15 protein-coding genes are annotated in these 14679 nt (G+C 60.8%); 11 read left to right on the top strand and 4 right to left on the bottom strand.

Translation table 11 applies throughout. The annotated features are described in order from the left end of the window. The first annotated feature begins 130 nt into the window (after positions 1–130). The 11 genes from FHW37_RS14460 (at position 131) to ureG (ending at position 7537) form a co-directional block, all read left to right on the top strand. Positions 131–1387: an alpha/beta hydrolase family esterase gene (locus FHW37_RS14460; protein WP_210249291.1), complete on the top strand. Its 1257-nt coding sequence runs from the start codon at positions 131–133 to the stop codon at positions 1385–1387. Beyond that, positions 1324–2148: an urease accessory protein UreD gene (locus tag FHW37_RS14455; protein ID WP_145637631.1), complete on the top strand. Its 825-nt coding sequence runs from the start codon at positions 1324–1326 to the stop codon at positions 2146–2148. The genes FHW37_RS14460 and FHW37_RS14455 overlap by 64 nt, the downstream gene beginning before the upstream one ends. 28 nt (positions 2149–2176) lie before the next feature. Further along, on the top strand, positions 2177–2479 hold the full coding sequence (locus FHW37_RS14450) for an urease subunit gamma (protein ID WP_145637630.1): 303 nt from the start codon (positions 2177–2179) through the stop codon (positions 2477–2479). A gap of 9 nt (positions 2480–2488) precedes the next feature. Next, positions 2489–2740, top strand: coding sequence for a DUF1272 domain-containing protein (locus FHW37_RS14445; RefSeq protein WP_145637628.1), 252 nt, complete (start codon positions 2489–2491; stop codon positions 2738–2740). Positions 2741–2751: 11 nt separating this feature from the next. Further along, positions 2752–3057 (top strand): urease subunit beta, encoded by a 306-nt coding sequence (locus tag FHW37_RS14440; protein ID WP_145637627.1) that lies wholly within the window; start codon positions 2752–2754, stop codon positions 3055–3057. Positions 3058–3059: 2 nt separating this feature from the next. After that, positions 3060–3419 carry a GFA family protein gene (locus FHW37_RS14435; protein WP_145637626.1) on the top strand — a complete coding sequence of 120 codons (360 nt, stop codon included), beginning with the start codon at positions 3060–3062 and terminating at the stop codon, positions 3417–3419. A gap of 41 nt (positions 3420–3460) precedes the next feature. Next, entirely contained in the window at positions 3461–3883 is a 423-nt protein-coding gene (locus FHW37_RS14430) for a lysozyme inhibitor LprI family protein (RefSeq protein WP_246690775.1), read from the top strand. Positions 3884–3951: 68 nt separating this feature from the next. Beyond that, positions 3952–5661 (top strand): urease subunit alpha, encoded by a 1710-nt coding sequence (gene ureC, locus FHW37_RS14425; RefSeq protein WP_145637624.1) that lies wholly within the window; start codon positions 3952–3954, stop codon positions 5659–5661. Positions 5662–5672: 11 nt separating this feature from the next. After that, entirely contained in the window at positions 5673–6179 is a 507-nt protein-coding gene (gene ureE, locus FHW37_RS14420; protein WP_145637623.1) for an urease accessory protein UreE, read from the top strand. A gap of 27 nt (positions 6180–6206) precedes the next feature. After that, positions 6207–6878 carry an urease accessory protein UreF gene (locus tag FHW37_RS14415; RefSeq protein WP_145638063.1) on the top strand — a complete coding sequence of 224 codons (672 nt, stop codon included), beginning with the start codon at positions 6207–6209 and terminating at the stop codon, positions 6876–6878. A gap of 41 nt (positions 6879–6919) precedes the next feature. Next, positions 6920–7537 carry an urease accessory protein UreG gene (gene ureG, locus FHW37_RS14410; protein WP_145637621.1) on the top strand — a complete coding sequence of 206 codons (618 nt, stop codon included), beginning with the start codon at positions 6920–6922 and terminating at the stop codon, positions 7535–7537. Positions 7538–7837: 300 nt separating this feature from the next. Here ureG and FHW37_RS14405 read toward each other — a convergent pair whose 3' ends face one another. The 4 genes from FHW37_RS14405 to FHW37_RS14385 form a co-directional block, all read right to left on the bottom strand. Beyond that, positions 7838–8542 carry a Crp/Fnr family transcriptional regulator gene (locus tag FHW37_RS14405; protein WP_145637619.1) on the bottom strand — a complete coding sequence of 235 codons (705 nt, stop codon included), beginning with the start codon at positions 8540–8542 and terminating at the stop codon, positions 7838–7840. A gap of 166 nt (positions 8543–8708) precedes the next feature. Further along, positions 8709–12038 (bottom strand): efflux RND transporter permease subunit, encoded by a 3330-nt coding sequence (locus tag FHW37_RS14400; protein WP_145637618.1) that lies wholly within the window; start codon positions 12036–12038, stop codon positions 8709–8711. Between the two features lie 10 nt (positions 12039–12048). Then, the gene (locus FHW37_RS14395) at positions 12049–13245 is read right to left on the bottom strand and encodes an efflux RND transporter periplasmic adaptor subunit (RefSeq protein WP_145637617.1); all 1197 of its coding nucleotides are present in this window, start codon (positions 13243–13245) and stop codon (positions 12049–12051) included. A gap of 403 nt (positions 13246–13648) precedes the next feature. Beyond that, positions 13649–14632 carry an ABC transporter substrate-binding protein gene (locus FHW37_RS14385; protein ID WP_145637614.1) on the bottom strand — a complete coding sequence of 328 codons (984 nt, stop codon included), beginning with the start codon at positions 14630–14632 and terminating at the stop codon, positions 13649–13651. Positions 14633–14679: the final 47 nt, after the last annotated feature.

Here is a 14679-nt window from a genome sequence, read left to right as displayed (position 1 = left end):
AATATGAATGTTTGCATCGCATTGCAGCAAATCAGGCGTGTCAAATGCTGTAGAGCTGTGGTATCAAGCGGCCAGTGAAGTAATACTCCGCACATTGTTGACCACCTCTTGCACCTATGATGAGGCGCTGATGGATCTTGCTCGCATGGCCGGTATTTTGTTTCGATCGGCTTTCTCCCGCCCCGCGACACTGGTTGCTCTCGTGGGAGCCACCACCTTTTTCGGAGCCATGACAGGCAGCGCTTCTGCCGCGGGTTGCGGAGAAACAATCGAGCCGGGTCGCCATGCGATCAGTTTTGATGTCGGCGGTGTGACGCGCCAGGGCATCTATTTCATCCCATCCTCCTATACCGGCAAGGACAAGGTTCCGGTCGTGTTCGATTTCCATGGCTCGAACAGCAATCCGGACGGCCAGTTCACCCGTTCGTCCTGGGACAAGGTCGCCGAGAAGAACGGCTTTATCGCCGTTGCGCTGCAGGGCAGCCTTTCCGGCAAGGCCGCCGGCACTTTTGGCTGGAACGTGCCTTTCGTTCAGGTTGCCAAGTCCATCCTTCCCTCGGGTGACCAGGGTGGTCAGGATGAGATCGCCTTCATTTCCGCAGCGGTGAACACCGTGAAGCAGGAATTCTGCGTCGATCCGGCCCGCGTCTTTGCCTCCGGTTATTCCGGTGGCGGACGCATGCTGTCGGCCTATATCTGCTCGGGCGGCGAAGGTTTTGCCGGTGCCGGCTTCGTCAATTCGCTGCGGGCCGGGCGTCCGGTCGAGGTCGATGGCAAGTGGGGCCCGGATGCGGCCAACTGCAACCCGGCCAAGCCGGTCTCGATCATGGCCTTTGCCGGTATCAAGGACCAGCAGAACCCCTATGCCGGCGGCGGCAGCGCCTATTGGCAATATGGTTTCAAGACGGCGATCCAGCGCTGGACCGATCTCGACGGCTGCAAGGGCAATGACGATCCGAAGACGGTCGATGGCGTGACCTACAGCATTTACGGCACCTGCAAGAACGGCGCCCGCATCGCATCCTACGTCTTTGCAAACGGCACGCATGACTGGCCAAAGCCGGTTGCCGGTGCGCAGGCTGTGCTTGCTGCGGCAAAGGAAAGCGCTGCTGCCGGCGTCACCAAGGTTTCGGCTGTGGCGCCTGCCAAGCCCGCTTTCGACAGCAATGTTGATCCGGCCTTCCGGATGTGGGATTTCTTCAGCAAGGCGGACAGTACCGACCTCGTTGCCACAGCCGCACCGGCCAAGACGAATGCAGGTGCAAAGACTGGCACGAGCATTGCTTCGGACTGCGCAACGCAAGCCGAACTTGAGGGAACCTCGTGCACCAGCAGTCAGCCGATCAATATGCGCCGCAGCGGGCAAGGGGTGCAGGACGCCTTGTAACCAAGGCGTTCGGCGGGCGCACGCGGCTTTCCGAATTCTTCCAGGAAGGCTGCGCAAAAATTCGCCTTCCGGAAACCTTTTCGCCTGAAATGGAGGCGATTCTCATCAATACGTCAGGGGGACTGACGGGCGGCGACGTGATCGAATGGTCCGTCGCCGCCGCTGATTCGACTAAGCTTTCCGTCACGACCCAGGCCAACGAGAAGATCTACAAGGCGTCTGCCGACACGGCGTTCGTCTCTACCCGCATCACCGTCGGTAAGGACGCATCGCTTCATTGGCTTCCCCAGGAAACCATCCTCTTCGACCATGCCTCGCTGACGCGCAGGATTGATGTCGATCTTGCCGAAAACTCCGAGTTTCTGGCCGTCGAAGCGGTCCTGCTCGGCCGCAGGGCGATGGGGGAGGTCGTCAATCTCGGTTTCTTCCGCGATCGCTGGCGCATCCGTCGTGCCGGGCAGCTGATCCATGCCGAAGAGATGAAGTTCGATGGCGAGATCGATCTTCTTTCCCAGTCCGCGGCCGTTCTTTCAGGCCAGGTCGCCTTTGCCACGTTGCTTTATACCGGCCCGCTGGCGGAGGCGATGCTGCCGAAGCTCAGGGAATGCCTCGGAGATGCGGCCGGTGGTGCAAGCTGTTGGAACGGCAAGCTGATTGCCCGCCTGACGGCCCCGACAGGGTTTGACCTGAGAAAAATCCTGGTACCGGCAATTTCCGTATTGCGTAATGGCGCTCCAGTGCCGAAAGTCTGGAACATCTGAATCTCATTCGAGTAATAGCGGTAGATCCATGAACCTGACGCCCAGAGAAAAAGACAAGCTCCTGATTTCCATGGCGGCGATCGTCGCTCGTCGTCGTCTCGAGCGCGGCGTCAAGCTGAACTATCCCGAAGCAATCGCGTTGATCACCGATTACGTCGTCGAAGGTGCGCGCGACGGCCGCTCTGTCGCGGACCTGATGGAAACGGGCGCGCATGTCGTCACCCGCGACCAGGTGATGGAGGGCATTGCCGAGATGATCCATGACGTGCAGGTGGAGGCGACTTTTCCGGATGGAACGAAGCTTGTCACCGTGCACGAACCGATCCGCTGAGGAGGTTTCATGCTGGAACTGCGTCCGAACTGCGAATGCTGCGACAAGGATCTTCCCCCGGAAAGCCGGGAGGCGATGATCTGCACCTTCGAATGCACGTTCTGCGCCACCTGCGCGACGGATGTGCTCGAAGGCGTATGCCCGAATTGCAGCGGTGAACTGGTGCGCCGCCCCGTGCGGCCGGCAGCCAAGCTCGTCAACAATCCGGCGTCGACCAAACGTGTTCTGAAAGCCGAAGGCTGCGCGCCGAAAGCGGCATAAGGGAGAGTATCATGATTCCGGGCGAAGTTATTGCTGCTCAAGGCGAAATCGAGCTGAATGCCGGTGCGCCAGTGATCTCGATCGAGGTCTCCAATTCCGGTGACCGGCCGGTTCAGGTCGGCAGCCATTACCATTTCTTCGAGACCAATAACGGTCTCATCTTCGATCGCGACAAGGCGCGCGGCATGCGGCTCGATATCCCGGCCGGCACGGCAGTGCGTTTCGAGCCGGGCCAGACCCGTGCCGTGACGCTGATCCCGCTGTCCGGCAAGCGTGAGGTCTATGGTTTCCAGCAGAAGATCATGGGAGCGCTCTGATCATGGCGACGCAACATTATCTCGGCAGCTGCCAGTGCGGTGCGGTTTCCTACGAAGCCGATACCGATCTCGACCAGACGATCACCTGCAATTGCTCGCGCTGCGAGCGGCTCGGCATCGTGCTGGCTTTCGCGCCGCGCGGTTCGTTCATGCTGAAATCCGGCGAGGACAATCTCACCGAATACCGGTTCAACACGAAAAAGCTGCAGCACCTGTTCTGCAAGACTTGCGGCATCGAGAGCTTTGCCTATGGCGATTCACCGGCCGACGGTTCGCCGATGGTGGCGATCAATGTGAACTGCCTCGAGGGCGTCAATCCGCGTGCACTCTCGTCGCATGCTTATGACGGCGCAGCGGTCTGAACGATTGCAGGCATGGATTTGACGGGAATGGGGAGGAGACGATGCTGAAGGCTCTGCTTTTGCCCATGCTCTGCGGCTGTGTGCTTCTGATGGATGCGCCGGTCGAGGCGGACGACAAGCCGGACTGCAAAAATGCCCAGACGCAGGCTGACATGAACATCTGTGCGCAAAAAGGTTTTGATACGGCCGACAAGGCATTGAACGTCCAGTATCTCCTGACCCGCAAAGCGGCGAAGGCACGGGACGCGGATAATGAAAGTATTCCCGACCAGCAGGGCGCGGATGCCGCTCTGGTCAAGGGACAGCGGGCCTGGATCGCCTATCGCGACGCCCATTGCGATGCCTTTGCCTATCAGGTGCATGGCGGATCGCTCGAGATGGAATTCGGCCTGGAATGCCTTGCCGATCTGACGAAGAAGAGGACGGCGGAACTGAGGATCCTGGAAGACGGATTCCGGAACTGATGTCCGCAAACACGATCAAGCCGCTTTGAAGATTTCTTATTTTACCGAGCTGACGAGGTAGACCGCCCATGTCCTACAAAATGTCCCGCGCCGCCTATGCCTCCATGTTCGGCCCGACCACCGGCGACAAGGTGCGGCTGGCCGATACTGAGCTTTTCATCGAGGTTGAGCGCGATTTCACCACCTATGGCGAAGAGGTGAAATTCGGGGGCGGCAAGGTTATTCGTGACGGCATGGGCCAGAGCCAGGCGACGCGGACCGAAGGGGCCGTCGATACGGTCATCACCAATGCTCTGATCGTCGACCATACCGGCATCTACAAGGCCGATGTCGGTCTCAAGGACGGCCGTATCCATGCGATCGGCAAAGCCGGCAATCCGGATACGCAGCCGGGCGTGACGATCATCGTCGGTCCCTCGACCGAGGCGATTGCAGGCGAAGGAAAAATCCTGACGGCGGGCGGCATGGACGCCCACATTCACTACATCTGCCCGCAGCAGATCGAGGAAGCGCTGATGTCGGGCATTACCTGCATGCTCGGCGGCGGCTCCGGCCCGGCGCATGGCACGCTGGCCACCACCTGCACCGGCGCCTGGCATATCGAGCGGATGATCGAGAGCTTTGACGCTTTCCCGATGAACCTCGCGCTTGCCGGCAAGGGCAATGCCTCGCTGCCGAAGCCACTCGAGGAAATGATCCTTGCCGGCGCCTCGTCGCTGAAACTGCATGAGGACTGGGGCACGACACCGGCGGCTATCGACAATTGCCTCACCGTCGCCGACGCATTCGACGTGCAGGTGATGATCCACACCGACACGCTGAACGAGTCGGGCTTTGTTGAAGATACGGTGAAGGCGATTGCTGGTCGCACCATCCATGCGTTCCATACGGAAGGGGCGGGCGGTGGCCATGCGCCCGATATCATCAAGGTTTGCGGCAATCCGAACGTCATCCCGTCCTCGACCAACCCGACGCGGCCCTATACGGTCAACACGCTTGCCGAACATCTCGACATGCTGATGGTCTGCCACCACCTGTCGCCGTCCATCCCGGAAGACATCGCCTTTGCCGAAAGCCGCATCCGCAAGGAAACGATCGCGGCCGAAGACATTCTGCACGATATCGGCGCCTTCTCGATCATCTCCTCCGACAGCCAGGCCATGGGTCGCGTCGGCGAGGTGGCGATCCGCACCTGGCAGACGGCCGACAAGATGAAGCGCCAGCGCGGCCAGCTGAAGGACGAGACCGGCGACAATGACAATTTTCGCGTTAAGCGCTACATCGCCAAATACACGATCAACCCGGCGATCGCCCATGGCGTCTCGCATGAGATTGGCTCGGTCGAAGTCGGCAAACGCGCTGATCTCGTGCTCTGGAGCCCGGCTTTCTTCGGCGTGAAACCGGAAATGGTTCTGCTCGGCGGCTCGATCGCGGCAGCGCCGATGGGCGATCCGAACGCCTCGATCCCGACGCCGCAGCCGATGCATTACCGCCCGATGTTTGCCGCCTATGGTAAGCTGCGGACCAATTCCTCCGTCACCTTCGTATCCCAGGCGTCGCTCGATGGCGGCCTTGCCCACAAGCTCGGCGTTGCCAAGAAGCTGGTAGCGGTGAAGAACGTCCGCGGCGGTATCGGCAAAGCTTCGATGATCCACAATTCGGCAACGCCGCATGTGGAGGTCGATCCGGAGACCTATGAAGTGCGTGCCGATGGCGAACTGCTCACCTGCAAGCCGGCAACCGTGTTGCCGATGGCGCAGCGTTACTTCCTGTTCTGAGGTTTTTCGAAATGCAGCATATCCATTCCTACCGCCCCGCCGGCGAGATCACCGATCCGCCGGTCGATATCGTGACCTTGCCGCATGACCTGCGGCATCTGCGCCGCAAGCTGCTGCATTTGTCGAATGGCGACATGGTCATGCTCGACCTGAAGGAAGCCGTGCTTTTCCATCACGGCGACCGACTGGTGCTCGACAATGGCGATACGGTCGAGGTGCAGGCGGCGCCGGAAAAGCTGTTTGAGGTCAAGGCGCGCGATACGCTGCATCTGATCGAACTGGCCTGGCATCTCGGCAACCGGCATCTCTCGGCGCAGATCGAGGAAGACCGGATTCTCATCCTGCGCGACCACGTCATCCGCTCGATGCTGCAGGGGCTGGGGGCCACGGTCTACGATATCGAGGAACCGTTCCAGCCGGCGCGGGGCGCTTACCACTCGCATGGCGGCCATTCGCATGGACACGACCATCATGGGCACGATCACCACGATCATGATCATCATGGCCATGATCATTAAGACCCGGATCGTATGAATTCAGCAGGAATGAATTCCGGCATGCAGACCCAGGCCCTTCTGCGACTGATGGCATGGCTGTCGCCGGCCTTTCCGATCGGCGGGTTTGCCTGGTCGGGTGGGCTGGAGCGGGCCGTGCATGATCGTCTGGTGACGGATGCGAATGGTCTTGGCCATTGGCTGACTGTTCTCATCGGCCATGGTGCGCTCTGGACCGATGGCGTGCTTCTGGCCGAGGGCTGGCAGAGCCATCAGGATACGGCGCGGCTGGCGGACGTTGCCGGGCTCGGGTTAGCCCTTGCGGGCTCGGCCGAGCGCCATGCGGAAACCCTGTCGCTCGGGCGAGGTTTTGCGGCTGCCGCCGCGGCATGGCCGGCTCCCGTCCTTGCGATCATGCCGAAGGATGTGCCGTTTCCGGTGGCTGTCGGTGCGGTCGCGGCGGCGCATGGCATTGCGGTGGAACAGGCGCTTGCGGCCTATCTGCATGCGGCCGTCTCGCAGGCGGTTTCGGCGGGGATCCGGCTCGGTGTCTGCGGTCAGGCGCAGGGGCTTGGTGTGCTTGCCGGACTGGAGCCGGCAATCGAGAATTTTGCCGGGCGTGCGAAAGATCTGACGCTGGATGATCTCGGCGGTGCCGCGATCCAGGCGGAGATTTCGTCGCTGCGGCATGAAACACAGCATTCCCGGCTTTTCCGCTCCTGAGAGCAGGTCTAAGCTGGATCTGAATTTGAAAGGATATTTTCATGAAATCGGCAAATGGTCCGTTGCGTGTCGGCATTGGCGGCCCGGTCGGCTCGGGCAAGACGGCGCTGACCGAAAAGCTCTGCAAGGCGATGCGCGAAAAATATTCCGTCGCCGTCGTCACCAACGATATCTACACGAAGGAAGATGCCGATGCGCTGGTGCGCATGCAGGCGCTTTCGTCGGACCGGATCGTCGGCGTCGAAACGGGCGGCTGCCCGCATACGGCCATCCGCGAGGATGCGACGATCAATCTGCAGGCGATCGCCGGCCTCAATGAGCGCATTCCTGATCTCGATGTCGTCTTCATCGAATCCGGCGGCGACAATCTTGCCGCTACCTTCTCGCCGGATCTGGCGGATCTCACCATTTATGTCATCTCGACCTGCCAGGGTGAGGAAATCCCCCGCAAGGGTGGGCCGGGGATTACCCGCTCGGATCTGCTGATCATCAACAAGAAGGATCTCGCGCCTTATGTCGATGTCGATATCGACGTGATGGACCGCGATGCTTCGCGCATGCGCGAGATGAAGCCGCATGTCTTTACCGACCTGAAGCGTGGCGAAGGCGTCGACCATGTCGTGCGGTTTCTGGAATTGCAGGGCGGTCTTGGCGCCTGAGGCGATCCTAAAGCGCGTCGCGATCTTTCAGATTCGCTCCGTACGCTTTAGTTCTTTTGGGCATGTCGTTTTCGCAAAACCGCGGCACACTTTTGCGCGACATGCTGTAGCGCCTTGAAAATATCAGGCTCTAAAAATATCAGGCTCTAAAAATATCAGGCCGGCGATACCGAGGGGGTTGGATCGCCGGCCTGTTTTTGCATTGTCATCACCGCCCGCCAGCGGTGCGACATGCGTCTGCGAAAAGGCCCTGCCGCCAGGTAGGCCTTTCTGCAAATTTCTCGTCTTGGGAGACTTGTTTCAGATCTGCCGAAGTGCCTGAACGTCGACCACCTGGATCATGCGCCCGCGCACGGTCACGCCGGTCTTGCGCAGGCTGGAGAAGGCGCGCGAGAGCGCTTCCGGCGCAAGGCCGAGCATGCCGGCAAGCAGGCTCTTCTGGAAGGGCAAGCGGATCGAGGCCGGACCACCATCAACCGGGCAGCGGCTCAGAATATAATTCGCCACCCGCTGCGGCGCCGTGAAGAGGCGGTCATTGGCGACACATTCCATCGTGCTCAGAAGATGACGGGAGAGCGAAGCCATGATGGCGCGCGCCACTTCCGGATCATGCTCTGCAAGGCTCTTTACGGCTTCGAGATCGAAATGCGCAATGGTGCAGGTTTCGGTTGCCTGGGCGTGGAACGGGTATTTCTGATCCGTGTAGAGAAGGCATTCGGCAAAGGTGTCGCCCGGCGCACAGATGCGGATATCCGCCTCGCGACCATCCCGGCTCAACCGGTAAAGGCGGACATAACCGCTCAGCACGCAATAGAAGGCTTCGGCATTTTCGCCTTCGCGAAACACCGTTGCACGGGCCGCCAGGGTCTGAACACCCATCGTCGCCAGCATGTTGACCAGCGAACTGCCCCCAAGGCTGTTGAGGAAGGGGGCCTTCATCAGCACCGCCTTGTCGCGGCTCGTAAGCTGGATATTGCTGTTCATCATGATTGCCGTCGCTTCCATTCCGAATGCCGCCAAAAGTTGTATTGACGCTAAAGTAGCGTTTTCTGGAAAGCGCGTTTTGACATCAATCAAATTTGCGAAATTTTCCGACACCTTATCGGTGGGGCAAACAGAAACGCCGGGTTTTCAAGCCCGGCGGTTTCAAACTTTGGATATGCCGTTGTTGCTATTCGGCAGCCATGGGCGGCAGTCGCAACACCTTGGCGCCCGTCTGTCCGCTGGCAGATGTGTCTTCCGACTCTGCACCATTGCCCTGGCCCAGACGCTTCTGCAGTGAAGCGATCGAACGGGCATTGTCCTCCGCCTTGCGGCTGAGTTCCTCGTTGGAGAAGGTCGGGCCTTCCTCTTCTTTCTTGCCGACCATGCGGCCGAAGATGCGGCCGAGCAGGCGTGACAGGTCGTCCATGATCAGGAAGAAGGACGGGACGACGAGCAGCGACAGCACGGTCGAGACGATGATGCCGCCGATCACGGCGATCGCCATCGGCGCGCGGAACGAGCCGCCTTCGCCGACGCCGAGTGCCGAGGGCAGCATGCCGGCCGACATGGCGATCGAGGTCATGATGATCGGGCGGGCGCGCTTGCGGCCGGCCTCGACCATGGCATGCACGCGTTCCAGTCCATGCCGCTTCATCTCGATCGCGAAATCGACGAGCAGGATGGCGTTTTTCGTCACGATGCCCATCAGCATCAGGATGCCGATCAGCACGGGCATGGAGAGTGCGTTCTGGGTGACGATCAACGCCGCCGCCACGCCACCGATCGCCAGCGGCAGCGAGAACAGGATGGTGAAGGGCTGGATGACATCCTTGAACAGCAGGATCAGCACGACCAGAACCAGCATCAGGCCCATCAGCATGGCATTGCCAAAACTCTGGACCATTTCGCCCTGCACCTTGGCGTCACCGCTTTCGGCCAGATGTACGCTTTTCGGCAGTTCGGTTTCCGCGACGATGCGCTTGAACTCCGCCGTTGCCGTATCGAGCGCCGTGCCGAAGGGCACGTCGGAGCCGATCGCCACGACGCGGGCGCGCTTGTTGCGCTTGATCGAGCTTGGACCTTCAGAATAATCGACGTCGGCGACGGTGGTGAGCGGCACGGTGGCGCCGGTCGAAGTTTTCAGTTTCAGCGCCTTGATCGCGGCGAGATCACGCCGTACGTCGAGCGAGGTCTGGACGCGGATCGGGATCTGCCGGTCGTCGAGCGAGATCTTTGCCAGGTTGGCGTCGATATCGCCGATCGTGGCGATGCGCACCGTTTCCGAAATCTGCTGCGGCGTGATGCCGAGCCGGGAGGCTTCCGCCATGCGGGGGCGAATCTGCAGCTCCGGCCGGGGCAGGGCGCCTTCCGAGGAAACGTTCGCGAGGATCGGCGAGGCGCGCAGGCGCGATTCCAGGAGGCTGACGGCCTCGTTCAGGTCGTCCTCGTTCTTTGACAGGAAGTTGAAGGCGAGGTCGCGTTCGGCGCGGTCGTTGACCTTGGAAATCCGCACGTCAGGAATGCCGTGCACGGCGGCAAAGATGTCTTTCTCGACATCCCACTGCGGCCGCGTGCGGCCGTTTTCCTTGATATGCGGGACATACGCACCAATGATCGGCAGTCCGCCGAGGCCCTTGTTGACGAGTGTCTTGACCAGCGAATGGTCGATATTCTGCAGGATGACGCGCACGGTGGCGCGGCGCAGTTCCAGATCGCCCTTGGGCGAGGCGCCACCGAGGATGAAGACGCTTTCGACGCCGTTGATGCCACGCACCGCGTCGTAAATCCGGTCGGTGGTCGAGGCCGTTTCGTCGAGTGTCGCATTCGGCGGCAGCTCAACGGAAAGCACGACACGCGAGGAGTCGTCCGGCGGCAGGAAGCTGCCCGGCACCTTGGAGAGAAGCACGATCGAACCGGCGAGAAAGCCGATCGCAGCGAGCAGCGTCGCATAACGCCAGTACCATTTGCGCGTCGTGCCGGTGACGAGGCGCGTATAGGCACGCATCAGCCAGCCGTCATTGTCGTGATGGTCTTCCATCCCGTCTTCGGCGCGCATCAGATAGGCAGCCATCAGCGGTGTGACGAGACGCGCCACCATCAGCGAGAAGAACACCGAGAAGGCGACGGTCAGGCCGAACTGGATGAAGTATTGGCCGGGAATGCCCGGCATGAAGGAAACCGGTACGAAGACGGCGATGATCGTGAAGCTGGTCGCGATGACGGCTAGGCCGATTTCGTCGGCCGCTTCCAGTGCCGCGCGGTAGGGCGTCTTGCCCATCTTGATATGGCGGGCGATGTTTTCGATCTCGACGATCGCGTCGTCGACAAGAATGCCCGTCGCCAGCGTCAATGCCAGGAAGGAGACGAGGTTGAGCGAGAAGCCCATGATGTCCATGATCCAGAAGGTCGGGATCGCGGAGAGGGGCAGGGCGATCGCGGCAATCAGCGTCGCACGCCAGTTGCGCAGAAAGAGGAAGACGACGATGACGGCGAGGATCGAGCCTTCCATCAGCGTGTGAAGGGCCGCCTCGTAATTGCCATAGGTGAAATAGACGGAATCGTCGACCATTTCGATCGCGACATCCGGATTGTCTTTGCGGATCTCATCAAGGCTGGTCGCGACGGTTTCGGCGACTGAGACCTCGCTCGCACCCTTGGCACGGAACACGGCGAAGGTGACTGCAGATGTGCCGTTGAAGCGCGAGAAGGATTTCGGCTCCTCATAGGTGTCGGTGACGGTGCCGAGTTCCGATAGTTTGACGAAACGCCCGTTCGACAGGCTGATCGTCGTATCGGCGAGCTGTGCGACGTTGCGGGTGTCGCCGAGCGTGCGGATCGTCTGCTCGTTGCCGGCCACCTGGCCGCGGCCGGAGCCGAGATTGACGTTGGTGCCGCGGATCTGGCTGTTCACGTCGGCGGCGGTAATGCCATAGGCATCGAGCTTGGCGGCGTTGAGCGAGACGCGCACCTCACGGTCGGAGCCGCCGTAACGGTCGACGCGGCCGATGCCGGGCTGGCCCTGCAGGGCGCGGGTCACCGTGTCATCGACGAACCAGGACAATTCTTCCAGCGTCATATTGGGAGAGGAAACGGCAAAGGTCTGGATCGCCTGGCCCTCGACATCGACCTTGCTGACGATCGGCTCGTCGATGCCGGCCGGAAGGTCGCCGCGGATCTTGTCGATCGCGTCCTTGGTGTCCTGCACCGCCTCGTTGGTGGGCTTTTCGATACGGTATACGACGACCGTCTGCGACTGGCCATCGGTAACGGTCGACTGGATCTCGTCAATGCCGCTGATCGAGGCGACCGCGTCCTCGATCTCCTTCGTCACCTGCATTTCGAGCTCGGCTGGAGAGGCGCCGCTCTGGTTGACGGTGATCGAGACGACGGGGACGTCGATATTCGGGAAACGGGTGATCGGCAGCGCATAGAACGACTGGATGCCGACGTAAAGCATCAGCGCGAAGGCGAGCAGCGGCGCGATCGGATTGCGGATGGACCAGGCGGAAAAGTTCATCTGGCTGTCCTCAATTGGAAACGGCGCCCGGTTCCGGCTTGGCCGGTACCGGAGCGATATGGTCGCCGTCGCGGACAAAGGCGCCGGCCTTGGCGACGACGACGTCACCTGCAGAAAGGCCGCTCACGACCTGCACGAAGCCGCCATCCTGGATGCCGGTTTCGATCTTCACCTGCTTGACGACACCGTTATCGACCTTGCGGGTGATGGAGCCGGTGCGGCCGGTCGTAACCGCCGAAAGCGGCAAAGCGAGGGCCTGCGTTTCTTCAATGATGATATCGGCATGCGCATACATGCCGTCGCGGGCGCCGCTCTTGCCGTCGATGACGATATGGACGGCACCGAGGCGGGTCGTCGCATCGACCGAGGGCGAAACAAGCCGCACCTTGCCCTCCACCCTGGTCGTGCCACCGGCGACGGTGATGACCGCTTTCTGGCCGACCTTGACCTTCTGGATATCGGTTTCCGAAAGATCGGCGACGAGTTCGATCGCGCCATTCTTGATGATGGTGAAGAGCGGATTGCCGGAGCCGCTGGCAATCGCGCCGACCCTGGCATTCTTGGCGGAAATGACGCCGTCGACCGGGCTTTTCACGCCGGTGCGGGCGAGATTGAGGTCGACATCCTCGATCTGCGCCTCGACCACCTTGATATCGGATTCACCGACCGCCACGGCCTGGCGTGCGGCGTTGAGGCGGGCTTCACCAACCTCGACCTGGGCCTCTGCCTGTTCGAGCTGCGACTGGGTGGTGGTGCCGCTCTGATTCAGCTTCTGCGTCCGGTCGCGCTGGCGGCGGTAATCGTCGAGATTGGCCTGGGCTTCGAGCACCTGCGCCTTGTATTGCGCGACGCTCGCCTCCGCCTTGGCCTTGTTGGCCTGCAGCTGGCTCTTCTGCAGCACCAGCGCATCGTCATTTAGCGTCGCAAGCACATCGCCCGCCTTCACACTGTCGCTGACATCGGCGTCGACCGTGCGGATCGACAAGCCATCGACGAGCGGCATGACATAGACATCATCCACAGGCTTGACTGTGCCGGTCGCTATCACGCGATCGGTCATAGGGCGGTTGACCGCTTCGGTGACGATGATGGCGGGAAGTTTCGGCTGGGCCGCTGCCGGCGGTGCCGTCTCTTCGGCATGGGCGGGCAGGGTGACCGTCGACATGAGGACGGCAAGCGAAGCGAAAACCGGCAGAATGCGAACCATATGAATGACTTCCGACTTGAGCGAGAGGTCTTCATTTCGCCTGGAACCATCCAGTCGCCACGCTCCTCCCCACGCGCGACCGAGGCAGAAGTGGTAACCAGAACGACAGGTTACAAGCTCGACTGCACAAGATCCATCCGGTTGCAGTTTTACGGGGTTGCGGTGGGCAAATCAATCTGTGGGACGCAGGGTGAGGCGTTGATTGAGGGCAGAGTGTTGCGGCGTTGCTTTGCGTCGAATGTGTTCGCAGGGAGGCGCCCCTCATCCGCCTGCCGGCACCTTCTCCCCGTTCTGACGGGGAGAAGGGATATGCCGTACCCTCGGAGCTCAATCGGGACACGTCCCCTCTCCCCGCAAGCGGGGAGAGGGCTAGGGTGAGGGGCAATGCCCCAGTTTCAAACGCCTACTTCACAGCCGCATCCGTAATCGCGGTCGTGTAAGCGCCTTCCGGATTCTTGGTGATGATCTTCTGGTCGAGAAGCGCCTTTACGGTACGGTCGTAGGTCGCCATGTCGAGCTTGCCGGAACCGTTGCCGATCAGCTTTGCGACTTCGCCCATCATCCGCTTCTGGTGGTTCTCATCCTGGCCGCCATTGTCCATGACGATCTCGGCGGCTTCATCGGGATGTTCCATGGCGTATTTCCAGCCCTTCATCGAAGCGCGAACGAATTTCACCATGTCGGCCTTGAACTTTTCGTCCTTCAGCTTCGTGTCGAGCACGTAGAGGCCGTCTTCGAGCAGGTCGTTGCCGAGAGCGGTGTAATTGAAGACGGTCAAGTCGGCCGGCTTGAAGCCTGCATCGATCGCCTGCCAGTATTCGTTATAGGTCATGACCGAGATGCAATCCGCCTGCTTCTGCACGAGCGGCTGCACGTCAAAGCTCTGCTTGAGAACCGTGACGCCATCCTTGCCGCCTTCGGTCTTGAGACCGAGCTTGTTCATCCAGGCGAAGAACGGATATTCGTTGCCGAAGAACCAGACGCCGAGCGTATGGCCCTTGAAGTCGGCTTCGGTCTTGATCGGGCCGTCCTTGCGGCAAATCATTTCGAGGCCGGATTTCTGGTAGGGCTGGGCGATGTTGACGAGCGGAACGCCCTTTTCGCGGGCAACCAGCGCGCCGCCCATCCAGTCGACGATGACATCGGCGCCGCCGCCTGCAATCACCTGTTCCGGGGCGATGTCCGGGCCGCCCGGCTTGATCGTGACGTCGAGGCCTTCTTCCTTGTAGAAGCCCTTGTCCTTGGCGACGAAATAGCCGCCGAACTGGCCCTGGGCGACCCATTTCAGCTGCAGCGTCAGCTTGTCTGCGGCCATCGCATTGGCTGCGGCAAGCGTCGCGCTACCGGCAATGGCGCATGCCATCAATGCCTTCATCATCTTTTTCATTGTCGTTTCCCTCTATTGTTGCCACGCCTCTTTTGAGGCGCGGATAT

This window comes from Neorhizobium alkalisoli (assembly GCF_007829835.1).
Classification (GTDB): Bacteria; Pseudomonadota; Alphaproteobacteria; order Rhizobiales; family Rhizobiaceae; genus Neorhizobium.
Note: the sequence above shows the minus strand (reverse complement) of the source record. Positions and strands in the feature narration are given on the sequence as shown.

What these genes read in the sequence shown, in the direction of transcription:
- FHW37_RS14460 (WP_210249291.1), top strand. Translation starts at nt 131, where the DNA reads ATGGATCTTGCTCGCATGGCCGGTATTTTGTTTCGATCGGCTTTCTCC.
- FHW37_RS14450 (WP_145637630.1), top strand. Translation starts at nt 2,177, where the DNA reads ATGAACCTGACGCCCAGAGAAAAAGACAAGCTCCTGATTTCCATGGCG.
- FHW37_RS14445 (WP_145637628.1), top strand. Translation starts at nt 2,489, where the DNA reads ATGCTGGAACTGCGTCCGAACTGCGAATGCTGCGACAAGGATCTTCCC.
- FHW37_RS14440 (WP_145637627.1), top strand. Translation starts at nt 2,752, where the DNA reads ATGATTCCGGGCGAAGTTATTGCTGCTCAAGGCGAAATCGAGCTGAAT.
- FHW37_RS14435 (WP_145637626.1), top strand. Translation starts at nt 3,060, where the DNA reads ATGGCGACGCAACATTATCTCGGCAGCTGCCAGTGCGGTGCGGTTTCC.
- FHW37_RS14430 (WP_246690775.1), top strand. Translation starts at nt 3,461, where the DNA reads ATGCTGAAGGCTCTGCTTTTGCCCATGCTCTGCGGCTGTGTGCTTCTG.
- ureC (WP_145637624.1), top strand. Translation starts at nt 3,952, where the DNA reads ATGTCCTACAAAATGTCCCGCGCCGCCTATGCCTCCATGTTCGGCCCG.
- ureE (WP_145637623.1), top strand. Translation starts at nt 5,673, where the DNA reads ATGCAGCATATCCATTCCTACCGCCCCGCCGGCGAGATCACCGATCCG.
- FHW37_RS14415 (WP_145638063.1), top strand. Translation starts at nt 6,207, where the DNA reads ATGAATTCCGGCATGCAGACCCAGGCCCTTCTGCGACTGATGGCATGG.
- ureG (WP_145637621.1), top strand. Translation starts at nt 6,920, where the DNA reads ATGAAATCGGCAAATGGTCCGTTGCGTGTCGGCATTGGCGGCCCGGTC.
- FHW37_RS14405 (WP_145637619.1), bottom strand. Translation starts at nt 8,542, where the DNA reads ATGGAAGCGACGGCAATCATGATGAACAGCAATATCCAGCTTACGAGC.
- FHW37_RS14400 (WP_145637618.1), bottom strand. Translation starts at nt 12,038, where the DNA reads ATGAACTTTTCCGCCTGGTCCATCCGCAATCCGATCGCGCCGCTGCTC.
- FHW37_RS14395 (WP_145637617.1), bottom strand. Translation starts at nt 13,245, where the DNA reads ATGGTTCGCATTCTGCCGGTTTTCGCTTCGCTTGCCGTCCTCATGTCG.
- FHW37_RS14385 (WP_145637614.1), bottom strand. Translation starts at nt 14,632, where the DNA reads ATGAAAAAGATGATGAAGGCATTGATGGCATGCGCCATTGCCGGTAGC.